The sequence below is a fragment of the Candidatus Nitrosotalea sp. FS genome (assembly GCF_011319475.1).
Lineage (GTDB): Archaea > Thermoproteota > Nitrososphaeria > Nitrososphaerales > Nitrosopumilaceae > Nitrosotalea.
Window position 1 is genome coordinate 54,513 of sequence record NZ_RCMC01000037.1, and the last position, 15,623, is coordinate 70,135.

Sequence of the window (15,623 nt, forward strand, 5' to 3'; positions counted from 1 at the left end):
NTCCTAGGAACTTTACAGATGTATCACCAATGTTGAGTCCTAGTGTTGCACCGAAAACTTGTACAATTGCAAGACCTTGTCTTGTATCAAGAACTTGGCCTTGTCTTCTCTCGCCATTTTGTAATTTTATTTCTACCATTTCACCGTATGCAGCATTTTCTACACCCTCTACGAACATTAGAGGACCTGCAATCTTTGAAAGAGTCTTGTATGATATTGCGGACATTATCTTGATGCCTCCATTGATAGTGATGTGAATTCTTGTTGCATTTTGCTCTTTGTATCCTTTACTAGTTGTTCAACTTGGTCTTCCTTGGTCCATTTAATTTTTGAGATCATCTTCCTTGATTCTAATTGTCCTACCTTTACAGATGTGATTCCTTTCTTGATTGCATCTGCTTCCATCTTGCCGAATTCAAGTATTGTTGATAACATTAAGAATTGTTTTCTGATTGATGTGTATGTATCTACATCATCATATGCACTCTGTTGTAGATAGTCTTCTCTAATTGATCTTGCAGTATCCAATACACCCTTTTCTGGTTCTGGAAGTGCATCATAACCCACAAGCTGGACAATTTCTTGCAATTCAGATTCTTTTTGTAGAATTTCAAGTGCTTCTTTTCTTGATGCAATCCATGTTGCGGATACATTGTTTTTGTACCAATCACCCATGCCGTCTGCATATAATGAATAACTTGTAAGCCAGTTAATTGATGGGAAGTGTCTTCTTGATGCCAAGCTTGCGTCAAGTGCCCAAAAGACTCTGGTTACTCTAAGGGTATTCTGAGATACTGGTTCTGAAAAGTCACCACCAGGCGGTGATACTGCGCCTACAAGTGTAAGAGAGCCAACACGCTCTTCAGGTGAAATAACAACTGCTTTTCCACCTCGTTCGTAAAATTCTGCTAGTCTTCTACCAAGATAAGCTGGATATCCTTCTTCACCAGGCATTTCTTCAAGTCTACCTGAAATTTCTCTGAGTGCTTCTGCCCATCTTGAAGTACTGTCTGCCATCAATGCAACACCATATCCCATATCACGATAATATTCGCCCATTGTGATACCGGTGTAGATGCTTGCTTCACGTGCAGCTACTGGCATGTTAGAAGTATTAGCAACAAGAATTGTACGTTCCATCAATGGTCTCTTTGATTTTGGATCTTCGAGTTTTGGAAATGTTGAAAGAACTTCGGTCATTTCATTTCCTCTTTCTCCACAACCTACATAGACAATCACATTGCTGTCTGCCCATTTTGCAAGTTGTTGTTGAGTTACAGTCTTTCCACTTCCAAATGGACCTGGAATTGCAGCTGTGCCACCCTTTGCTACTGGGAAGAAAGTATCAAGTACTCTTTGTCCGGTAAGCAATGGTTCTTCTGGAGCTAACTTGCGAAGAACTGGTCTTGGAGTTCTTACAGTCCACCAGCTTGACAGACCAATGTCTGCCTTGGTTCCATTTTGTACGGAAGCTACAATATCATTAACGGTGTATTTTCCTTCAGAAATATCGGTCAGTGTACCCTTGACGTTGTAAGGAACCATTATCTTGTGCATGATAAGTGGAGTTTCCTGAACTTCACCAATTATTTCTCCAGGAGAAACATGATCTCCTTTCTTCTTTATTGGAACAAATTCCCATTTTTTGGTTTGGTCAAGTGCTGGGATGACCTTTCCTCTGCTGATAAAGTCACCACTTTGTTCTCTTAGAACATCCAGTGGTCTTTGAATACCATCATAAATTGATTTTAGTAAGCCAGGTCCAAGCTGCATTGAGAGAGGTCTCTTGGTGTTGATTACCTTCTCTCCTGGACGAAGACCTGTTGTATCTTCATAAACTTGAACTGTTGCCTTGGTTCCTTCTATACGAATTATTTCTCCTACTAGTCCCATATCACCAATACGGACTACATCGAACATTTGTGCACCTTCTAGACCACTTGCGATCACGACAGGACCTGAAACTCTTGAGATTATTCCTTCAGCCATTTATCATCATCAACTCGAGGGGATACTTATTCCTAACACTCTCTTTGCTAGAACAGATATAGATTCTTCTTGAATGTTACCTTCTAAAGCAGGCATAAATATCACAAGGGGTTCAATTGATGCTTCGATCTTCTTCCTAAAGATCGCAGGAAGACTAGATCTTACGGCGTCACTTATAATTATCAGACTATAGTTGCCTGACGAAAAGAGTTCTTGGATGGTCTTGCTTGCATCGTCACCACTTGTGATGAAAGTATCTTCGATTCCCAGAAGATTATATCCTATGGCAAGCTCACGCTCACCTACTACTGCTATACGCCCAGTGTTGTTGGATTTTTGTTGTGACATGTTTATTCTATTAGCAATAACGAATTGATGTAATCTGTGGACAGGTTATAGCGTTTACCATAAGCGATTCTTTTGATATTTTCACGCTCATGTTCTGTGTTAATGATAAAGTAGAATATTGTACCAATTGAGAGTGCAATGTTTTTCAATTTTTTGACATATTCGGAATTTATGAATTTATCCAATGCTACTTCAAAGTCGATCAAACTGTGTGATTTCTTGTATTGGGCAAGCGCATTAACCAGCATGAATCTGTTTTCTATTCTACCAACAATTTCTGAAACATCTTTTGCGTTGTAGATATCTAACAATTCATTTTTGGTCATCTTGCCACCCTCGATCATGTGTCTGCTAACTATCTCCTTGTCAAGATCAGATTCTTTGGCCTTGAGAAGGCTGAGAACGTTTTTCTTGTCTATCTCTGCTCTTATGAAATCTCGAATCAGTCCCTCGTCGCCTTGGAAGAACTTGAGTGACTCTAGCAAATTGTGATAGTAGAAAGTTTGAAGTGCAGACATCATTGGTCCAAGATCGCCAGTCTTCTGATATGTCTCAAGGTGTTGCATCAGAACTGTTCCATAGTTGTATTTTATGAGTTGGTTTACAACGCCATCGACTCCAGTCTGGGACAAGATTATCTTCATTTCATCATGTGGAATATTTCCAGCAGATATTCCTGCAGGAACATTTCTGCTTGATACAAGAAATGATTCTGTTTCAGAGATTGGTCTTCCCATGCTCTTTGCAGAGAGAATTAGTTCAATGTTGTAAATATCCCATTTTGAAAGATATGCACGGACGGCAGATTTGCCATTAAACGGGGTTGCCTCTAATGCAGTCTTGTTGATGTATACAAGATGTCTGTTAAGTGCAACCTCCAATAGCTCAGATTCCTTGAAAATTGATGCAGCTTTTTCAATTTCTGACTTGTACCAAGTAGATCCTAGTGTCTTTACCATCTCTGTTTCGTCTTTTGCCTTCATCAGGTTTTGCATTTCTTCTTTTGATAACAGACTAAGCGAGATTGCTTGCAATCTGCCAAATGATGATGCGTATTGTGATGTTGGCATTACATTTTCTCCGAGAGGAAGCTCTTGACTTGGTCTTCATTGGTTCGTAGTAATTCTTCAAAGGTAAGGTCCAATTCTCTTGTTCCTTCTTTGTTTTCTGCAATGATTCCACCAAGAGTCTTAATTGACTTGCTTGTGGCTACTCCAAGTTCTTTGAGAATGGATTTGTCTTCTTCTCGGCAGTGAACTATAATATTTTGACCAAGTTTCTTTTTTGAATTGCTAACCATAGTTTCAATAGCTTTCTTGTACTGGGGACTCTTTGTGTAATTTTCTATCTCCGTTTGAATTACTGCAAAGGCAGATTGCATGTTAGCATTAATGGCATCAAACATAATCTTCTTTGCTTGAAGTTTTGAGGCCTCGATTATTCTTGCTTGTTCTCTTTCTGACTTGATTTTAGCTTCAGTTGAAAAACGTTCTTGAATCTCCTTTAAGGTATGATTCATCTCGGCTTGGAGTCTAGATTTACTTTCTTGAAGATCTTTTTCAAGATCCCCAATCTCTTTTTGTTTCCTAGTCTCTATCTCTCGAATGAACGTTTCAATGCTCATTACTGAAAACCACTATAGTATGCCCAGTAGCAATATGATTCCTAACACGAATCCAATGATCCATAGAGTTTCTGGAATCACAAAGAAGAATAGTACCTGACCAAACTTCTCTGGCTTTTCGGCAATAATACCCATACCAGCTGCACCAATACCTTGTTGTGCATTACCAGTACCAATAAGACCACCTGCGATTGCGATTGCTGCTGCAATTGCTAAGAGTGGTTTTGTTAATCCGCTACTAGTAGTAGAAGTCTCGGCTGCAAATGCTGGAGTTGTTGATACAAATGTTGATAGTGCAATTGTAAGTCCAGCAGCTATAACTAAAAGCGATAATTTTGAACGCTTGTTAAGCACCATCATCAGAGGCTCATTTGAGAAGGTTATATTAATCTAATTCTTGCAAATTTGTTTTTAAATTTTTAAAAATTAACGAACATGCGATCATCGCATCCATTATTTTGTTACGACAAGAATCTCAGTTTTTGTTTAGCTCAACTGGAAGATTTAGCATATTTCCCCACTCACCCCACGAGCCAAGATAGACCTTTACATTTTTGAAGCCAAGCATTTTGAGTGCAAGAAAAGAGTTTGCTGCACGATATCCCCCTTGGCAATATGTTACAATTTCGTCATCTTTTGAAAAATTGTACATCTTGGCAAGATCTTCAAGAGATTTCATGGTGCCATCATCATTGATGTTTAGCGTCCAGTCTATATTTACAGCAGATGGAATGTGTCCCCTTCTTGCTGCACGTATTGTAATTCCATCGTATTCGTCCTTGCTTCTTGCATCAAGTAGTTTTGCTTTACCTAACTTTTTGTTGATATATTCATAACCTGCAATAATTTCCATGTTTAACTTGCCTGAAAATTTGTCAGGTCTGAATCCGTTTGTTTTTGTTTCTGTAACAAGACCCTGACTCTTCCATTTTTTGAATCCGCCATCTAGCATGAATGCGTTATTGTGTGAAAAATACATCAATAGCCAGACACCCCTTGCAGCACTCATACCGGATACATCATCGTAGAAAACAACTGTCTTGTCTTTTGTTACGCCTAAAAAAGACAAGAGGTTTTCCATCTGTCTTTCAAATGCCTTTATTCCATCTTTTGAAGTGTCAGACCAATGATAATAGAAAAAATCAAGATTTACTGCACCAGGAATGTGACCTTCTAGATAATCTTTGTATGACCTACAATCAACAAGAACAAGATTTGGTTTTTCAATTTTTTTCATTAGTTCAGCAGATGAGATCAACATGTTATCATTATCAACCTGAGGGTAATGTAAATCCATTTCATAGAAAATTACATTACGGTATTGTACAATTGAAATTTTTTGAGACTGGTCCAACACATGTTTGAAGAAAAAATAATTTTAATTTCAAATCATAAATTCTTATATCATAGGAAAATATGATAATATCATAAAATGAATATTTTAAATTATCAAACTATAAAAGATGACCATTTTACCATACAAGAATCATTTTGCGAGTAAAAAGATGACCAAAATAAAAAAGCAGATTCCAAAGCTATCAGTTTTTCAAACATTCAAGACAAAAAACAAAGAACTTACAGGAGAAGCGATGCGCCAGCGTGGGATTATAACCCATCTAGTATCTGAGACCTTGCCTACAAGAAAGACTCGTACTGCAATTGCACACAAGCTCGCAGAACAAAATGGTACAACATGGCAGAACATCTACTCTGGAATTTTCAGAGATTTGGATGAGATCCTTCTTCCTTTAGAATTGGTAATAGAAGCTGGAAGACTGCCAATAAAGCGCGGTCCAAAGGCACTACAAGAACAAGGTGTCCCATACTATCAATTGACGGATAGTGGTTTGCTTGTTGCAGCTTCTGTATCTAATACTGAAAAAGAGAGAATGCGAATCATGAATGATTTTTTTGAAAAAGAAAGTAATACAAAAGAAAAAGATCTGAAGAAGGCAATCATTACATTGCTTGATGTTGCACCAAATTTTGTTTTGTTGTTATTGCAAAAATATATCGAATCATACAGCGAGGGTACAATTGACAAACTTGTACCGTTTAATTCAGAGTACATCAAAAAGGCATTTGATGATGCATTACATGTTCAAAGGGAATTATTGGAAGGGTTCTCGTCTCTTTCAAACTCTGACAGAGAGCCAATCATGAGTCTACTCAAGAAGATAGGCTAGGCATCTCATTAATAATTAAAATCCCTTTCCAAAAGAGCTTGATAATATTGATAATGTCATCTAAAGCCGCTTCTGGCAAGTCATGTCATATTGGAACAGGATGGTAGATGGCAGACGAACTAATTGAGTATGTAATACATTTGATAGATGCCAAAAAGGGTGATGTTGGTAGACTAAACTATATCCTAAGCGCCCTGCAGGATGGCAAGACACTTTACAATTCGGACAAGAAATATCTTGATTCACTTATTACAACACATCTTGGTTCTTCAAGAAAAAAAGCAGGAGACCAAAAATCTGTTGAGGAACTAAAGACAGAACTTGCAAGAGTCAAGGAACGGCTGGAAAAATTTGAAAAGCGCGGATACAGAAAACCAGTAGGAAGAAAGGCCGGATTTTTCTTTGTGACATTTTTCTTTGGATGGCATGCAGTCATCACAGCACTTGCCAGTAAATCCATAATTGACATAAAGGATCTTAACCCATACCTTTTGCCGATATACCTACTTGACAAAATAATTCCATCAGCATATCTCAATTATGTATACCAGTTACATCTGAGCATACCAAAGATCGTGGTTCTTGCATGGGGTGCGATGTTACTTGCATGGATAATACTTGGATTTGTTTATCTTGTAAAGTTCATCCGATCAAGATACAATCCTGAAAAACGCTAGACTCTATTGCAAGAAATCAAAGTCTTTTGTATACTATTGCAAGAAATCAAAGTCTTTTGTATAGGATTGGCCTGCAAAAGCTGAGTGTGTTGAATAATAGGCAGTTCCATTAAATCTAAACTTGGCAGCATGGTTTTGTAATGCGGACCAGACCTGTGGGTTGTTTCCGTCATTGACTATTTGTGTATCAACAGTAATTATCTCAGAGTTGTGTTGTGTAAGCGGTAGATAGGAAGAGCTCTCCCAGGTTCCATCATATCGTTGTCCATATTGTCCATGACCAATCGTGACACCGTTTGCGTAAATGTCATAGGTTACCATTTCAATTATCAAAGTATTGTCATTTGGATTGGTAAGATTGAACTTTGTTTCTATTGTTGCATCTCTGTCGCCAACTGATGATATTGATGAGCCGTTGAATTGTATGCCAAGAGGCTTTACCTCAGTCATTACAGATGTGAGCGCAGTTGGTGTGCTTGCATTTGGAGTAAACATGTTCTTGAGAACTCCGGAACTTGGTAAGATTGCAACCACTCCAAGTATTGCAATTATAACTCCTACTGCAGCATATAGAAAAATTTTCTTTTCCAAGGATGTTTCTAGCATTTGTTCAATTCTTAAATGTTGAGTTGAAAACGCTTATAGTAAAAGTTTGAAAATACAATTCATGCAGTATCATCAGGCAGTCAGAATAGGTCAGGAAAGATCAAGAAAATCGCAGATGACATTATTTTCACATGCAGGATTTGCCATGCTCACACTTACTGTAAAAAAATCGGAAGGCTCGTTTGTGCCAGTGGGGGAAAAAGAGTTTGTTGCAATTGTTGAAAGACCCGGAGAAGGATGGCTTGTTGTAATAGTTGATGAAGAAGGATATGCCAAGTCCCAGTCAAAGATTCTTGCAGAAGATGCTGCTAGAGAAATTTTAAACAAAGCAATCAGTGCTGACATACCTGAATATACAGGCCAAGTCAGACTAGTGTAATTTCAGTGCCCTCTGGGCTTCCTTTGATTGCTTTTTCCAGTATCTTTGTGTCTGCTTTTAGTATTCGGGTCTTTAGTTTGGAGCGCTCTATCACCTTTAGTGCAACTATATCCATCAGGTCATAGCCTCCTGCCACAGAATCTTGGTGCACAAGCATTGAGCGCAGTTTTTTTATTGGTATCTTTTTGAACTTGCTTGCATTCTTGTTCTTGTTTGGATCAGAGTCATAGACTCCATCAACATCTGTTGCATTGAAAAATACACTTGCCCTGACTTTTTCTGCAATGAGTGCGGCAGTGGCGTTTGTGCTCTGCCCCGGATGAAGCCCACCTGTTACTACAATCAGTCCTGTGTCAGCTGCATTTGCAACCTCTTTTAGATTGACTGGAGGATGTGGGTATGCTTTTTCCTGCAATGCATAGATCAAAAGTTTTGCATTAAGCCTTGATACCTCGATTCCAAGCTCGTCTAGTGTTGATTCGTCTGCACCAGATGATCTTGCGTGTGAAATGTAATGTCTTGCAATCTTTCCTCCTCCTGCAATTATTATTGGCTGGCATACCTTGCTGATTTTCACAAAAAACTCGGCATATTGTTTTAATGTCTTCATGTCTTCAAGACCAAACAGACTTCCCGACAATTTTACTACAATTCTTTTTTTCATTGACTGGTTTCACCAAGGATGACGTTTGCTGCAATTTCAACCTTTTTTCTAAACTGCTGTCTTGTGTAGACTCTAAGAATATCCATAAAGCCAGATATTGCAGAGACCAGCGGAATCTCAGATATTGGAAGTTCGTAGGATTCCTTTGGTCCCTCTCCTTTTTTTGTTGTTAAAATGATAGAACGTGATTCTTTTTTTGACGGGGCAAGAGGAATTGAAGGAGTCTTTGATATGTCGATAAAGACCTCACACTTGTCTACCTTGGATCTTTTGGCAATCTCATTTTGTAGACTGTCCACGTCTATCTTGCCCATTCTTGGTTTTGTAAAGATCTTTTCATAAACACACTTGAGAAGTCTTCTTTCTTGGTACTCTACTGCAAGCTGTTTTGCTCTTTTTAGCTCTGCATTTTTTGGTTCCAGGGAGATTAGTTTTGATATCACAAACTCGTCTGTCAACTGGACATATTTTGTGATATCATCTGTAGTAAGTCCAAGCTCGCTGTCTGCAAGTATCATAGATTGTATCAGCATAACCTCTGCAGAGCGCACAGTCTTGTGAAAGTAAACTGCCTTGAACATTTGATATCGCGAGATCATCATGGATTCAAAAGAATGGAGTGCCGATTTGTCAAGTGAAAGCTTTTTGTTGTGTACATCAAGTGAGTGGATTATTCTCATAAAATCCACCTTGGCGTGCTCTGCACCTGTGAAATATCCATCACGCAAAAGATAATCCATCATGTCAGCACTCAGACCGCCAGAGATTATTTCATTCATGAATTGGTATTTTGAGTTTCCAAATGCAAGCTTGGAAAGAAATTTCTTGTCAAATCCTGATTTTTTTATTATATCTCCAATCTCAGAATCAAGTATCAGTCTCTGCCCGATATCTTCATGAGAATTTTTTTTCTTTTTTTGCAAGACTTCTTCGAACAGGTGTGAGAATGGGCCATGACCAATATCATGTAATAGTGCTGCAATTCTGATATTTTCAGAATCGTTTGTATCAAGATATCCCTTGTCTTTGAGNAGAATGGGCCGTGACCAATATCATGCAGCAGTGCTGCCATCCTGATATTTTCAGAATCGTTTGCGTCAAGATATCCCTTGTCTTTGAGCACGTTTGCTGCCTGACCTGCAATGTGCATTGTTCCAAGAGAATGCTCAAACCTTGAGTGTTGGGCACCTGGATAGACAAGATGAGCGCCTGCAAGTTGTCGTATCCTCCTGAGACGTTGAAATACAGGCGAGTCTACAAGTCCCAACTCTTGTGGATATACAGTGATGAAATCATGAATCGGGTCTACAATCTGGAGATATTTTTTTGCCATGGTTTCTTCATCTGATGTGTCTTGATACGATATCCCTTACTTGTTGATGAACTTGACTTTTTTCTTGTGATGCGTTAACTATGCTCCAGTGATATTTTTTTGCAAGTTTTCTGTATGTGTTTGCAATCTTGAGTGCAAATGTTTTGTCTTTTTCAAATCTGTCGCGTTTTTGTTTTTTTCTTGAAAATGAATCGGACACCTTGACATCAAGCAGTATTACCAGGTTTTCTTTTGGTAGTCCCCGGTCAAGGTTTTCAAGCCATTTTAGATCAAGTCCGTTTACTGTTCCATATACTAGGTTAGACTGGTAATAGCGGTTCATGATAACAACATAATTTTTTGCAAGCGCATCCTTGATGTCCTGCGATCTCTCCCACCTGTTTGCTGCAAGAAGACAGTGTATTACCTGCGGAGGAAATTTACGCTTGCCCCCAAGAAAGTTCTTTATTTCTTTTCCAACAGGAGTGGTATAGTCTGGAAAACTAAATACCACAGACTTTTTCTTCTTGGTTTTTAGGAAATCAGACAATAATTTTGACTGGGTTTTTTTTCCTGCTTGATCAAAGCCCTCTATAACAATAATCATCAAAGTCCTATTGAATCGGGCAGTAGATAAATTATGAACTGTTCCACGAATAAAATGCTCAGGTATTACTGCGGAGCTAATCTAACTAAGGTTTAATAATCAAAAAAGTGCTAAATGATACTACATGGGCATAGGTCATTACATGGTAAAAGAGGTCATGAGAGAGATAGGCAACAAGTCACGCGAGTTCTACGAGTTTGTTCTTCCTCCAGTAGATATGATACTACAAAATGACAGCCTGCTTGTAACAATAGACATGCCAGGATTTGATAAAAAAGAGATCAAACTAAGACTCAATGGCAACATACTCTCAATTGTAGCAACAAGAGAAGACGATGTCGAGGGCACAGTAATCTGGAGACAGAGACCGCGCTCAATTGACAAAAAGATAAGATTGCCAATACAGGTAAAAGACGACGAAGATCCAGCAGCATCTGCAAAATATCGTGACGGTGTTCTTACACTTACGATACCAACAAAGACTGGAAAGAATATCGCAATAGAATAACTATTTTTCTCTTAATGCAACAGCAATTGCCATTATAGCAGCAGAGCCTATCATTCCAATCTCTCCAATTGTACCATTTGTAGAATACAGTATGGTAGATCCGACAAATACTGCAGCTGCAAGAATTGTACCAGAAAGCAGAACAGTCCTTGATTTTGGTTTGTTTGTTTGCATGTTTTTGTTTTGTTCGATGAACTGTCGTATCTCAGGAGCCAGAGCAATTGCAGCGTCTATTGATTTTACAAATCTTCCAAAGGAAAGCTTGAGCTCTTCAACATATGCATCTCGTACAATGTTTTCTTCTTCTAAAATATTTTGTAATACGTTAATGAATCTGAAATTTACCTTGTGTGTTAGATACACACCTTCTAGTATTGATGCCATCCTCATGTAGAGTGCAAGATGTTTTGGCAACTTGAATGGAAATTTGCTCATTGTCTTGTTTGCAAGCTCCATCAGTGCCTTGACTTCCATCCTGTCAACTTTGGTTCCGTGAAACGCCTGTATTGAAAGTGCCAGTCCCTTTTCTATTATGGTTCTGTCATATCCTGGCATGAGCATTCCAAGATCATCCATTGCAGATACCGTCCTTGTCGGGTCTCTCTCAATGAGTGATAGATAGAGCCTGATAAGTTTCAGTCGGGTCTTTGTGTCAAGCCTTCCGACCATTCCAAAATCATACAGAATCAGTGAGCCGTCATTTGTAACAGCGATGTTTCCAGGGTGAGGGTCTGCATGGAACAGGTCGTGTCGCAATAACATTGTAAAAAAGACCCTGTGTGCACGAACCACAAGCTGTTCCCTGTCAATTCCTGCCTCATCAAGTGCCTTGACATTTGTTATTTTTATTCCTGGGAGATACTCCATTGTGAGTATGTTCTTGCTTGACCTGTTGTCTATTACAGATGGAATTATCAGCTTTGGGTAGCTCTGCATGTTCTTCTTGATTGCCTTTAGGTTCTGGGACTCGATTCGGTAGTCCATCTCTTCGTTGATTGTTTCGATAAACTGTGAAAGCATTGCCTCTGCAGAATATCGCAGATTGGGATCGACAAACTTCATTGCAAATGGAATAATTTTCTTTAATACGCGGATATCTTCTTCAACGACTTTTTCAATCCCGGGTCTTTTTACCTTGATGATTACATCTTTTCCTTGGAGCCTTGCCTTGTAGACCTGTCCAAGTGATGCGCCTGATACTACGTTGGTGTCAACAAAATCAAAACTCTGGTCCATTGGCCCAAGATCTTTTTCTATTATTGGCCTTACCTTGTCAAATGATTCTGCCGGAACCTCATCTTGTAGTTTGGCGAGTTCCTCAAGATATGGCTGTGGTAATATGTCAGCCCTTGATGAGAGCCACTGGCCCAACTTGATGTATACAGGTCCAAGTGACAGAAATGTATTGAGCGCCTTGCGTGCGTTTTTTTGGTATCTTTTGGTGTCAACATTTTTTCCTTGTTTTCTTACCCATTCTCTTCTGTCCTTTCGTAATGCAAATACAAGCGGCACTAGTTTGATGAAGGTTTGAATTGTTCGAAGTCGAGAAATTTGTCTTCTCCCCCTTTAGAACTCTTTTAGCTTTTTTGTTATGGTATAGCCTGCATAGCCTGCAAGTACTGATGCTACAAGTCCTGCAAAGATAGATGTGCTCTTTGCAAAGGGCATGTCCTTTTGTAATTTGTAAACACTTGATGAAACTTTTTTTGCCGCAACTATACCACTTGTGATTCCAACTATAATTCTGGAGCATCTTTTACAAGATGGCCCAGTGGATCTTTTCTTGGATCAACTTTATCCATGTGAACCAAATACTTGTCGTCATATTCTCTGATGTGTAGATTACCATAACGATACTGTTTTTTTGCACCATTTTTTTGACCCAGTACTGTCTCTTCTGCCCCTTCAAGCATGAAATGGCGAACTTCTTTTGGGATCTCGATCTCATCCCATATCATGTCTAAAAAAATGCCTTTGCTGTAAATATACCCTTAGCTTGATTCTTCAACTTTCTTTTCAAGTACAATCTTTTTCTTTCGTACCTTGAATACGATACCACCTATTCCTGCTGCAATTGCTACAAGTATGATGATTTGAAGTTGGCTTGAGTTTGCGCTGTCACCTGACNAACAAGGTATCCTTCCATGTCAGTGTAACCTGGATTTTTTGGTCACCTGATGGTGGAGAATCATAACTTAGTGGAATGTTAAATGGAACTGGTGCATCAATGTCAATGTCTCCAATATACTGGCTTGACTTTTTGATTGCTTGATCATCTAGAGGCATCACAGTTACTTGGCCAAAGACTGCCTTGACATTTCCTTGGTTGAGCACATCTCCAGTTATCATCTTCTGGCCTGCAATCTCTGTTAGGCCAATATCATGAACTGAGATGTCAATTACTCCCCTGATGTAGGTTGCAAAGTTTTGTTTCTCAATTACCGTTGCACCATCTTTGGTATACTGTACATCGACTTCATAATCTACTGCCTGGCCCTCGATGCTCTTGTCTGCAAATACTGGAATTATCAAGTCGGTCTTTTCAAGTGGGTTTATTTCTTTTATGAACCACTTGTTGTCCTGTAGAATCTTCAAGCTGTTAGAGTTTGGTGTGATTGAAATCGATATATCAGATATCTTTGATGGGGACAAGTTTTCAATTCCTAGTGTTAGGTTTTGCATGACTGCAGTCAAAAGATATGGCGGAGATGACAATTTTATTATCGATACAGAACTTGTTGGTCCAACAATAAAGTCCACAGTCCTTGTTGTTGTAACTTGGTTTCCTTGCCCGTCAAAATATGTTATAGTAAATGGTGCATGGATTGTCTGGCCTGCAACACTTTGTGGGATAAATGTCTGGATTGAAAATGTGTTTGACGAACCAGGCTGGACTGTTCCTACCTTCCAGTGATTCTGGTCAAGCACGATTCCTTGTAGGTTGTTTGTGCTAGAGGTAGTACTACCGCTATTTTGATCTCTTTGAATTACAACATCGACGTCATTGAGCGGTGCAGTTCCGGCATCAGATATCTGGATTGTTATTTGATTATTTGATGCAGGATCCAAGAATGGATTTGCTGCCTTGAGGTTTATCACACTCTTTCCTGTAACTTNCGCTATTTTGGTCTCTTTGAATTACAACATCAACATCATTGAGCGGTGCGGTTCCAGCATCAGATATCTGGATTGTTATAGCATTATTTGATGCAGGATTCAAAAATGGGTTTGCTGCCTTGAGGTTTATCACACTCTTTCCTGTAACTTTGAAATTAAAGTCAAGAAATGCAGTACGCTCTCCATTTTCTCGCACTCTTGAATATGTAACCTTGACTGTACCTGAATAGTCATGTATGTTGATTGTCTTGTCGACATTTACAAAGAATGTAAGCGTAAAGGACTGGCCTGCAGTTGCAGTCTGGGTGTTGTCTGCTTGGATAAGTCCATTGCTTGCAATAGCCCCTGAAAATCCTGCTGGCAAGCTGAGCAATCCCTTGATACCTGAAATGTCCTCTGTGCCAACATTTGATAGTACAATTGTTAATGGAACATTCTTGTCACCTGGTTCTGCCTCGATCTTTTGTCCTGCAGGACCAAAGTATGCATNCCTTGTATTCCTGAAATGTCCTCTGTGCCAACATTGGATAGTACGATTGTTAATGGGACATTCTTGTCACCTGGCTCTGCCTCGATCTTTTGTCCGGCAGGACCAAAGTATGCATCAAGAAGTTTTACATCATTGAATCCATGCTCAAAGGGTGACTCACCTGGTGCAAGGTGCTCAGCAGTCTGGGCATAGCTTGGAAGTATAATCTGTCCTACAGACAATAGTACTAGAAGAAGAATACTTTTGTATATCATGTCAGATTTGCCTCCATCTCTTCTTTTAAAATTCGGCCATCTTTTATTGTTACTACTTTATCCACCTCTCCGAACTGGTGTCTGTCGTGTGTTACAATGATAAATGTCTGGTATAGTTTTCTGTTTAGAGATTTTAGTAATTGTACGGTAGTTTCAGCAGATACTGAGTCCAAGTTTCCTGTAGGCTCGTCTGCAAGCACTACAGCTGGTTTTGCAATCAACGCCCTTGTGATTGCTACTCTTTGTGCCTGTCCACCAGATATTTGGTTTCCAAACTTGTGCACCTGTTTTTCTAGCCCGACTGTTCTAAGTAATGTCCTTGCCTCGTCTGAAGAATTTTGTATTGTACCTTGAATCTTTCTTGGTAGTGTAACGTTTTCAAGAACTGTAAGATCTGTCAAGAGATTTGAAAATTGGAATATGAATCCAAGTTTTGAATTTCGAAATGCAGAAAGTTGGTTGTCATTGAGCTCTGACGTGTCCACTCCATCGATTATCACCTTGCCTCTTGTTGGCCTGTCAAGCAATCCAATCATGTTAAGCAGTGTANTCTTGCCTCATTTGAAGAATTTTGTATGGTACCTTGAATCTTTCTTGGTAGTGTAACGTTTTCAAGAACTGTAAGATCTGTCAAGAGATTTGAAAATTGGAATATGAATCCAAGTTTTGAATTTCTAAATGCAGAAAGCTGGTTGTCACTGAGCTCTGACGTGTCCACTCCATCAATTATCACCTTGCCCCGTGTTGGCCTGTCAAGCAATCCAATCATGTTAAGCANAACGTCCTTGCTTCGTTTGAAGAATTTTGTATTGTACCCTGAATCTTTCTTGGCAGTGTAACGTTTTCAAGAACTGTAAGATCT

Annotated in this window: 17 protein-coding genes and 3 pseudogenes; 4 read left to right on the top strand and 16 right to left on the bottom strand. The window is 39.1% G+C overall.

Going from position 1 to position 15,623, the window contains the following annotated elements:
* Window position 1: 1 nt before the first annotated feature.
* From DYY66_RS13760 to DYY66_RS02015, 7 genes and pseudogenes are all read right to left on the bottom strand, one after another.
* Window positions 2–226: pseudogene (locus DYY66_RS13760) on the bottom strand (V-type ATP synthase subunit B); the annotation flags it as partial.
* Window positions 226–1,989 (bottom strand): V-type ATP synthase subunit A, encoded by a 1,764-nt coding sequence (locus tag DYY66_RS01990; RefSeq protein ID WP_166285745.1) that lies wholly within the window; start codon window positions 1,987–1,989, stop codon window positions 226–228. The pseudogene DYY66_RS13760 and the gene DYY66_RS01990, both read right to left, overlap by 1 nt.
* A 9-nt stretch (window positions 1,990–1,998) precedes the next feature.
* A complete protein-coding gene (locus tag DYY66_RS01995; protein ID WP_166285747.1) occupies window positions 1,999–2,337 on the bottom strand; it encodes a V-type ATP synthase subunit F in 339 nt (112 codons plus the stop codon).
* Between the two features lie 2 nt (window positions 2,338–2,339).
* Window positions 2,340–3,407, bottom strand: a complete 1,068-nt coding sequence (locus DYY66_RS02000) for a V-type ATPase subunit (protein WP_166285749.1) — start codon at window positions 3,405–3,407, stop codon at window positions 2,340–2,342.
* Window positions 3,407–3,961: a V-type ATP synthase subunit E gene (locus tag DYY66_RS02005; RefSeq protein WP_166285751.1), complete on the bottom strand. Its 555-nt coding sequence runs from the start codon at window positions 3,959–3,961 to the stop codon at window positions 3,407–3,409. Before DYY66_RS02005 ends, DYY66_RS02000 begins: the two co-directional genes overlap by 1 nt.
* Before the next feature lie 12 nt (window positions 3,962–3,973).
* On the bottom strand, window positions 3,974–4,321 hold the full coding sequence (locus DYY66_RS12890) for a F0F1 ATP synthase subunit C (RefSeq protein ID WP_255495989.1): 348 nt from the start codon (window positions 4,319–4,321) through the stop codon (window positions 3,974–3,976).
* Between the two features lie 115 nt (window positions 4,322–4,436).
* Window positions 4,437–5,222 carry a sulfurtransferase gene (locus DYY66_RS02015; protein ID WP_166285791.1) on the bottom strand — a complete coding sequence of 262 codons (786 nt, stop codon included), beginning with the start codon at window positions 5,220–5,222 and terminating at the stop codon, window positions 4,437–4,439.
* A gap of 244 nt (window positions 5,223–5,466) precedes the next feature.
* Between DYY66_RS02015 and DYY66_RS02020 the strand changes: the two genes are divergently transcribed.
* The gene (locus DYY66_RS02020; RefSeq protein WP_166285753.1) at window positions 5,467–6,147 is read left to right on the top strand and encodes a hypothetical protein; all 681 of its coding nucleotides are present in this window, start codon (window positions 5,467–5,469) and stop codon (window positions 6,145–6,147) included.
* A 107-nt stretch (window positions 6,148–6,254) separates the two neighbouring features.
* Complete coding sequence (locus DYY66_RS02025) at window positions 6,255–6,824, top strand: hypothetical protein (RefSeq protein WP_166285755.1); 570 nt, start codon at window positions 6,255–6,257, stop codon at window positions 6,822–6,824.
* A gap of 33 nt (window positions 6,825–6,857) precedes the next feature.
* On the opposite strand, the gene DYY66_RS02030 is transcribed toward DYY66_RS02025, so the two are convergent.
* Window positions 6,858–7,415 carry a hypothetical protein gene (locus DYY66_RS02030; RefSeq protein WP_166285757.1) on the bottom strand — a complete coding sequence of 186 codons (558 nt, stop codon included), beginning with the start codon at window positions 7,413–7,415 and terminating at the stop codon, window positions 6,858–6,860.
* A 76-nt stretch (window positions 7,416–7,491) separates the two neighbouring features.
* Between DYY66_RS02030 and DYY66_RS02035 the strand changes: the two genes are divergently transcribed.
* Window positions 7,492–7,809: a hypothetical protein gene (locus DYY66_RS02035; protein WP_166285759.1), complete on the top strand. Its 318-nt coding sequence runs from the start codon at window positions 7,492–7,494 to the stop codon at window positions 7,807–7,809.
* On the opposite strand, the gene pyrH is transcribed toward DYY66_RS02035, so the two are convergent.
* From pyrH to tmk, 5 genes and pseudogenes are all read right to left on the bottom strand, one after another.
* Window positions 7,796–8,473 (bottom strand): UMP kinase, encoded by a 678-nt coding sequence (gene pyrH / locus DYY66_RS02040; RefSeq protein ID WP_166285761.1) that lies wholly within the window; start codon window positions 8,471–8,473, stop codon window positions 7,796–7,798. The genes DYY66_RS02035 and pyrH overlap by 14 nt on opposite strands.
* A complete protein-coding gene (locus tag DYY66_RS02045) occupies window positions 8,470–9,462 on the bottom strand; it encodes an HD domain-containing protein (protein ID WP_338140853.1) in 993 nt (330 codons plus the stop codon). The genes pyrH and DYY66_RS02045 overlap by 4 nt, the downstream gene beginning before the upstream one ends.
* Window positions 9,462–9,504 (bottom strand): annotated as a pseudogene (locus DYY66_RS15385) (hypothetical protein); the annotation flags it as partial. The pseudogene DYY66_RS15385 and the gene DYY66_RS02045, both read right to left, overlap by 1 nt.
* Window position 9,505: 1 nt before the next feature.
* Window positions 9,506–9,806 (bottom strand): annotated as a pseudogene (locus DYY66_RS15250) (HD domain-containing protein); the annotation flags it as partial.
* A gap of 7 nt (window positions 9,807–9,813) precedes the next feature.
* Window positions 9,814–10,392: a dTMP kinase gene (gene tmk, locus DYY66_RS02050; protein WP_166285763.1), complete on the bottom strand. Its 579-nt coding sequence runs from the start codon at window positions 10,390–10,392 to the stop codon at window positions 9,814–9,816.
* A gap of 124 nt (window positions 10,393–10,516) precedes the next feature.
* Here tmk and hsp14 point away from each other — a divergent pair, with 124 nt between their 5' ends.
* Window positions 10,517–10,900, top strand: coding sequence for an archaeal heat shock protein Hsp14 (gene hsp14, locus DYY66_RS02055; RefSeq protein ID WP_166285765.1), 384 nt, complete (start codon window positions 10,517–10,519; stop codon window positions 10,898–10,900).
* Here the strand turns inward: hsp14 and DYY66_RS02060 are convergent, their stop codons facing one another.
* From DYY66_RS02060 to DYY66_RS02085, 3 genes are all read right to left on the bottom strand, one after another.
* Window positions 10,901–12,451, bottom strand: coding sequence for an AarF/ABC1/UbiB kinase family protein (locus DYY66_RS02060; RefSeq protein ID WP_166285793.1), 1,551 nt, complete (start codon window positions 12,449–12,451; stop codon window positions 10,901–10,903). It abuts the gene before it with no gap.
* Window positions 12,452–12,636: 185 nt separating this feature from the next.
* Window positions 12,637–12,858, bottom strand: coding sequence for a hypothetical protein (locus DYY66_RS13770; RefSeq protein ID WP_255495991.1), 222 nt, complete (start codon window positions 12,856–12,858; stop codon window positions 12,637–12,639).
* A gap of 1,899 nt (window positions 12,859–14,757) precedes the next feature.
* Window positions 14,758–15,297 carry an ABC transporter ATP-binding protein gene (locus DYY66_RS02085; RefSeq protein ID WP_166285773.1) on the bottom strand — a complete coding sequence of 180 codons (540 nt, stop codon included), beginning with the start codon at window positions 15,295–15,297 and terminating at the stop codon, window positions 14,758–14,760.
* Window positions 15,298–15,623 lie beyond the last annotated feature (326 nt).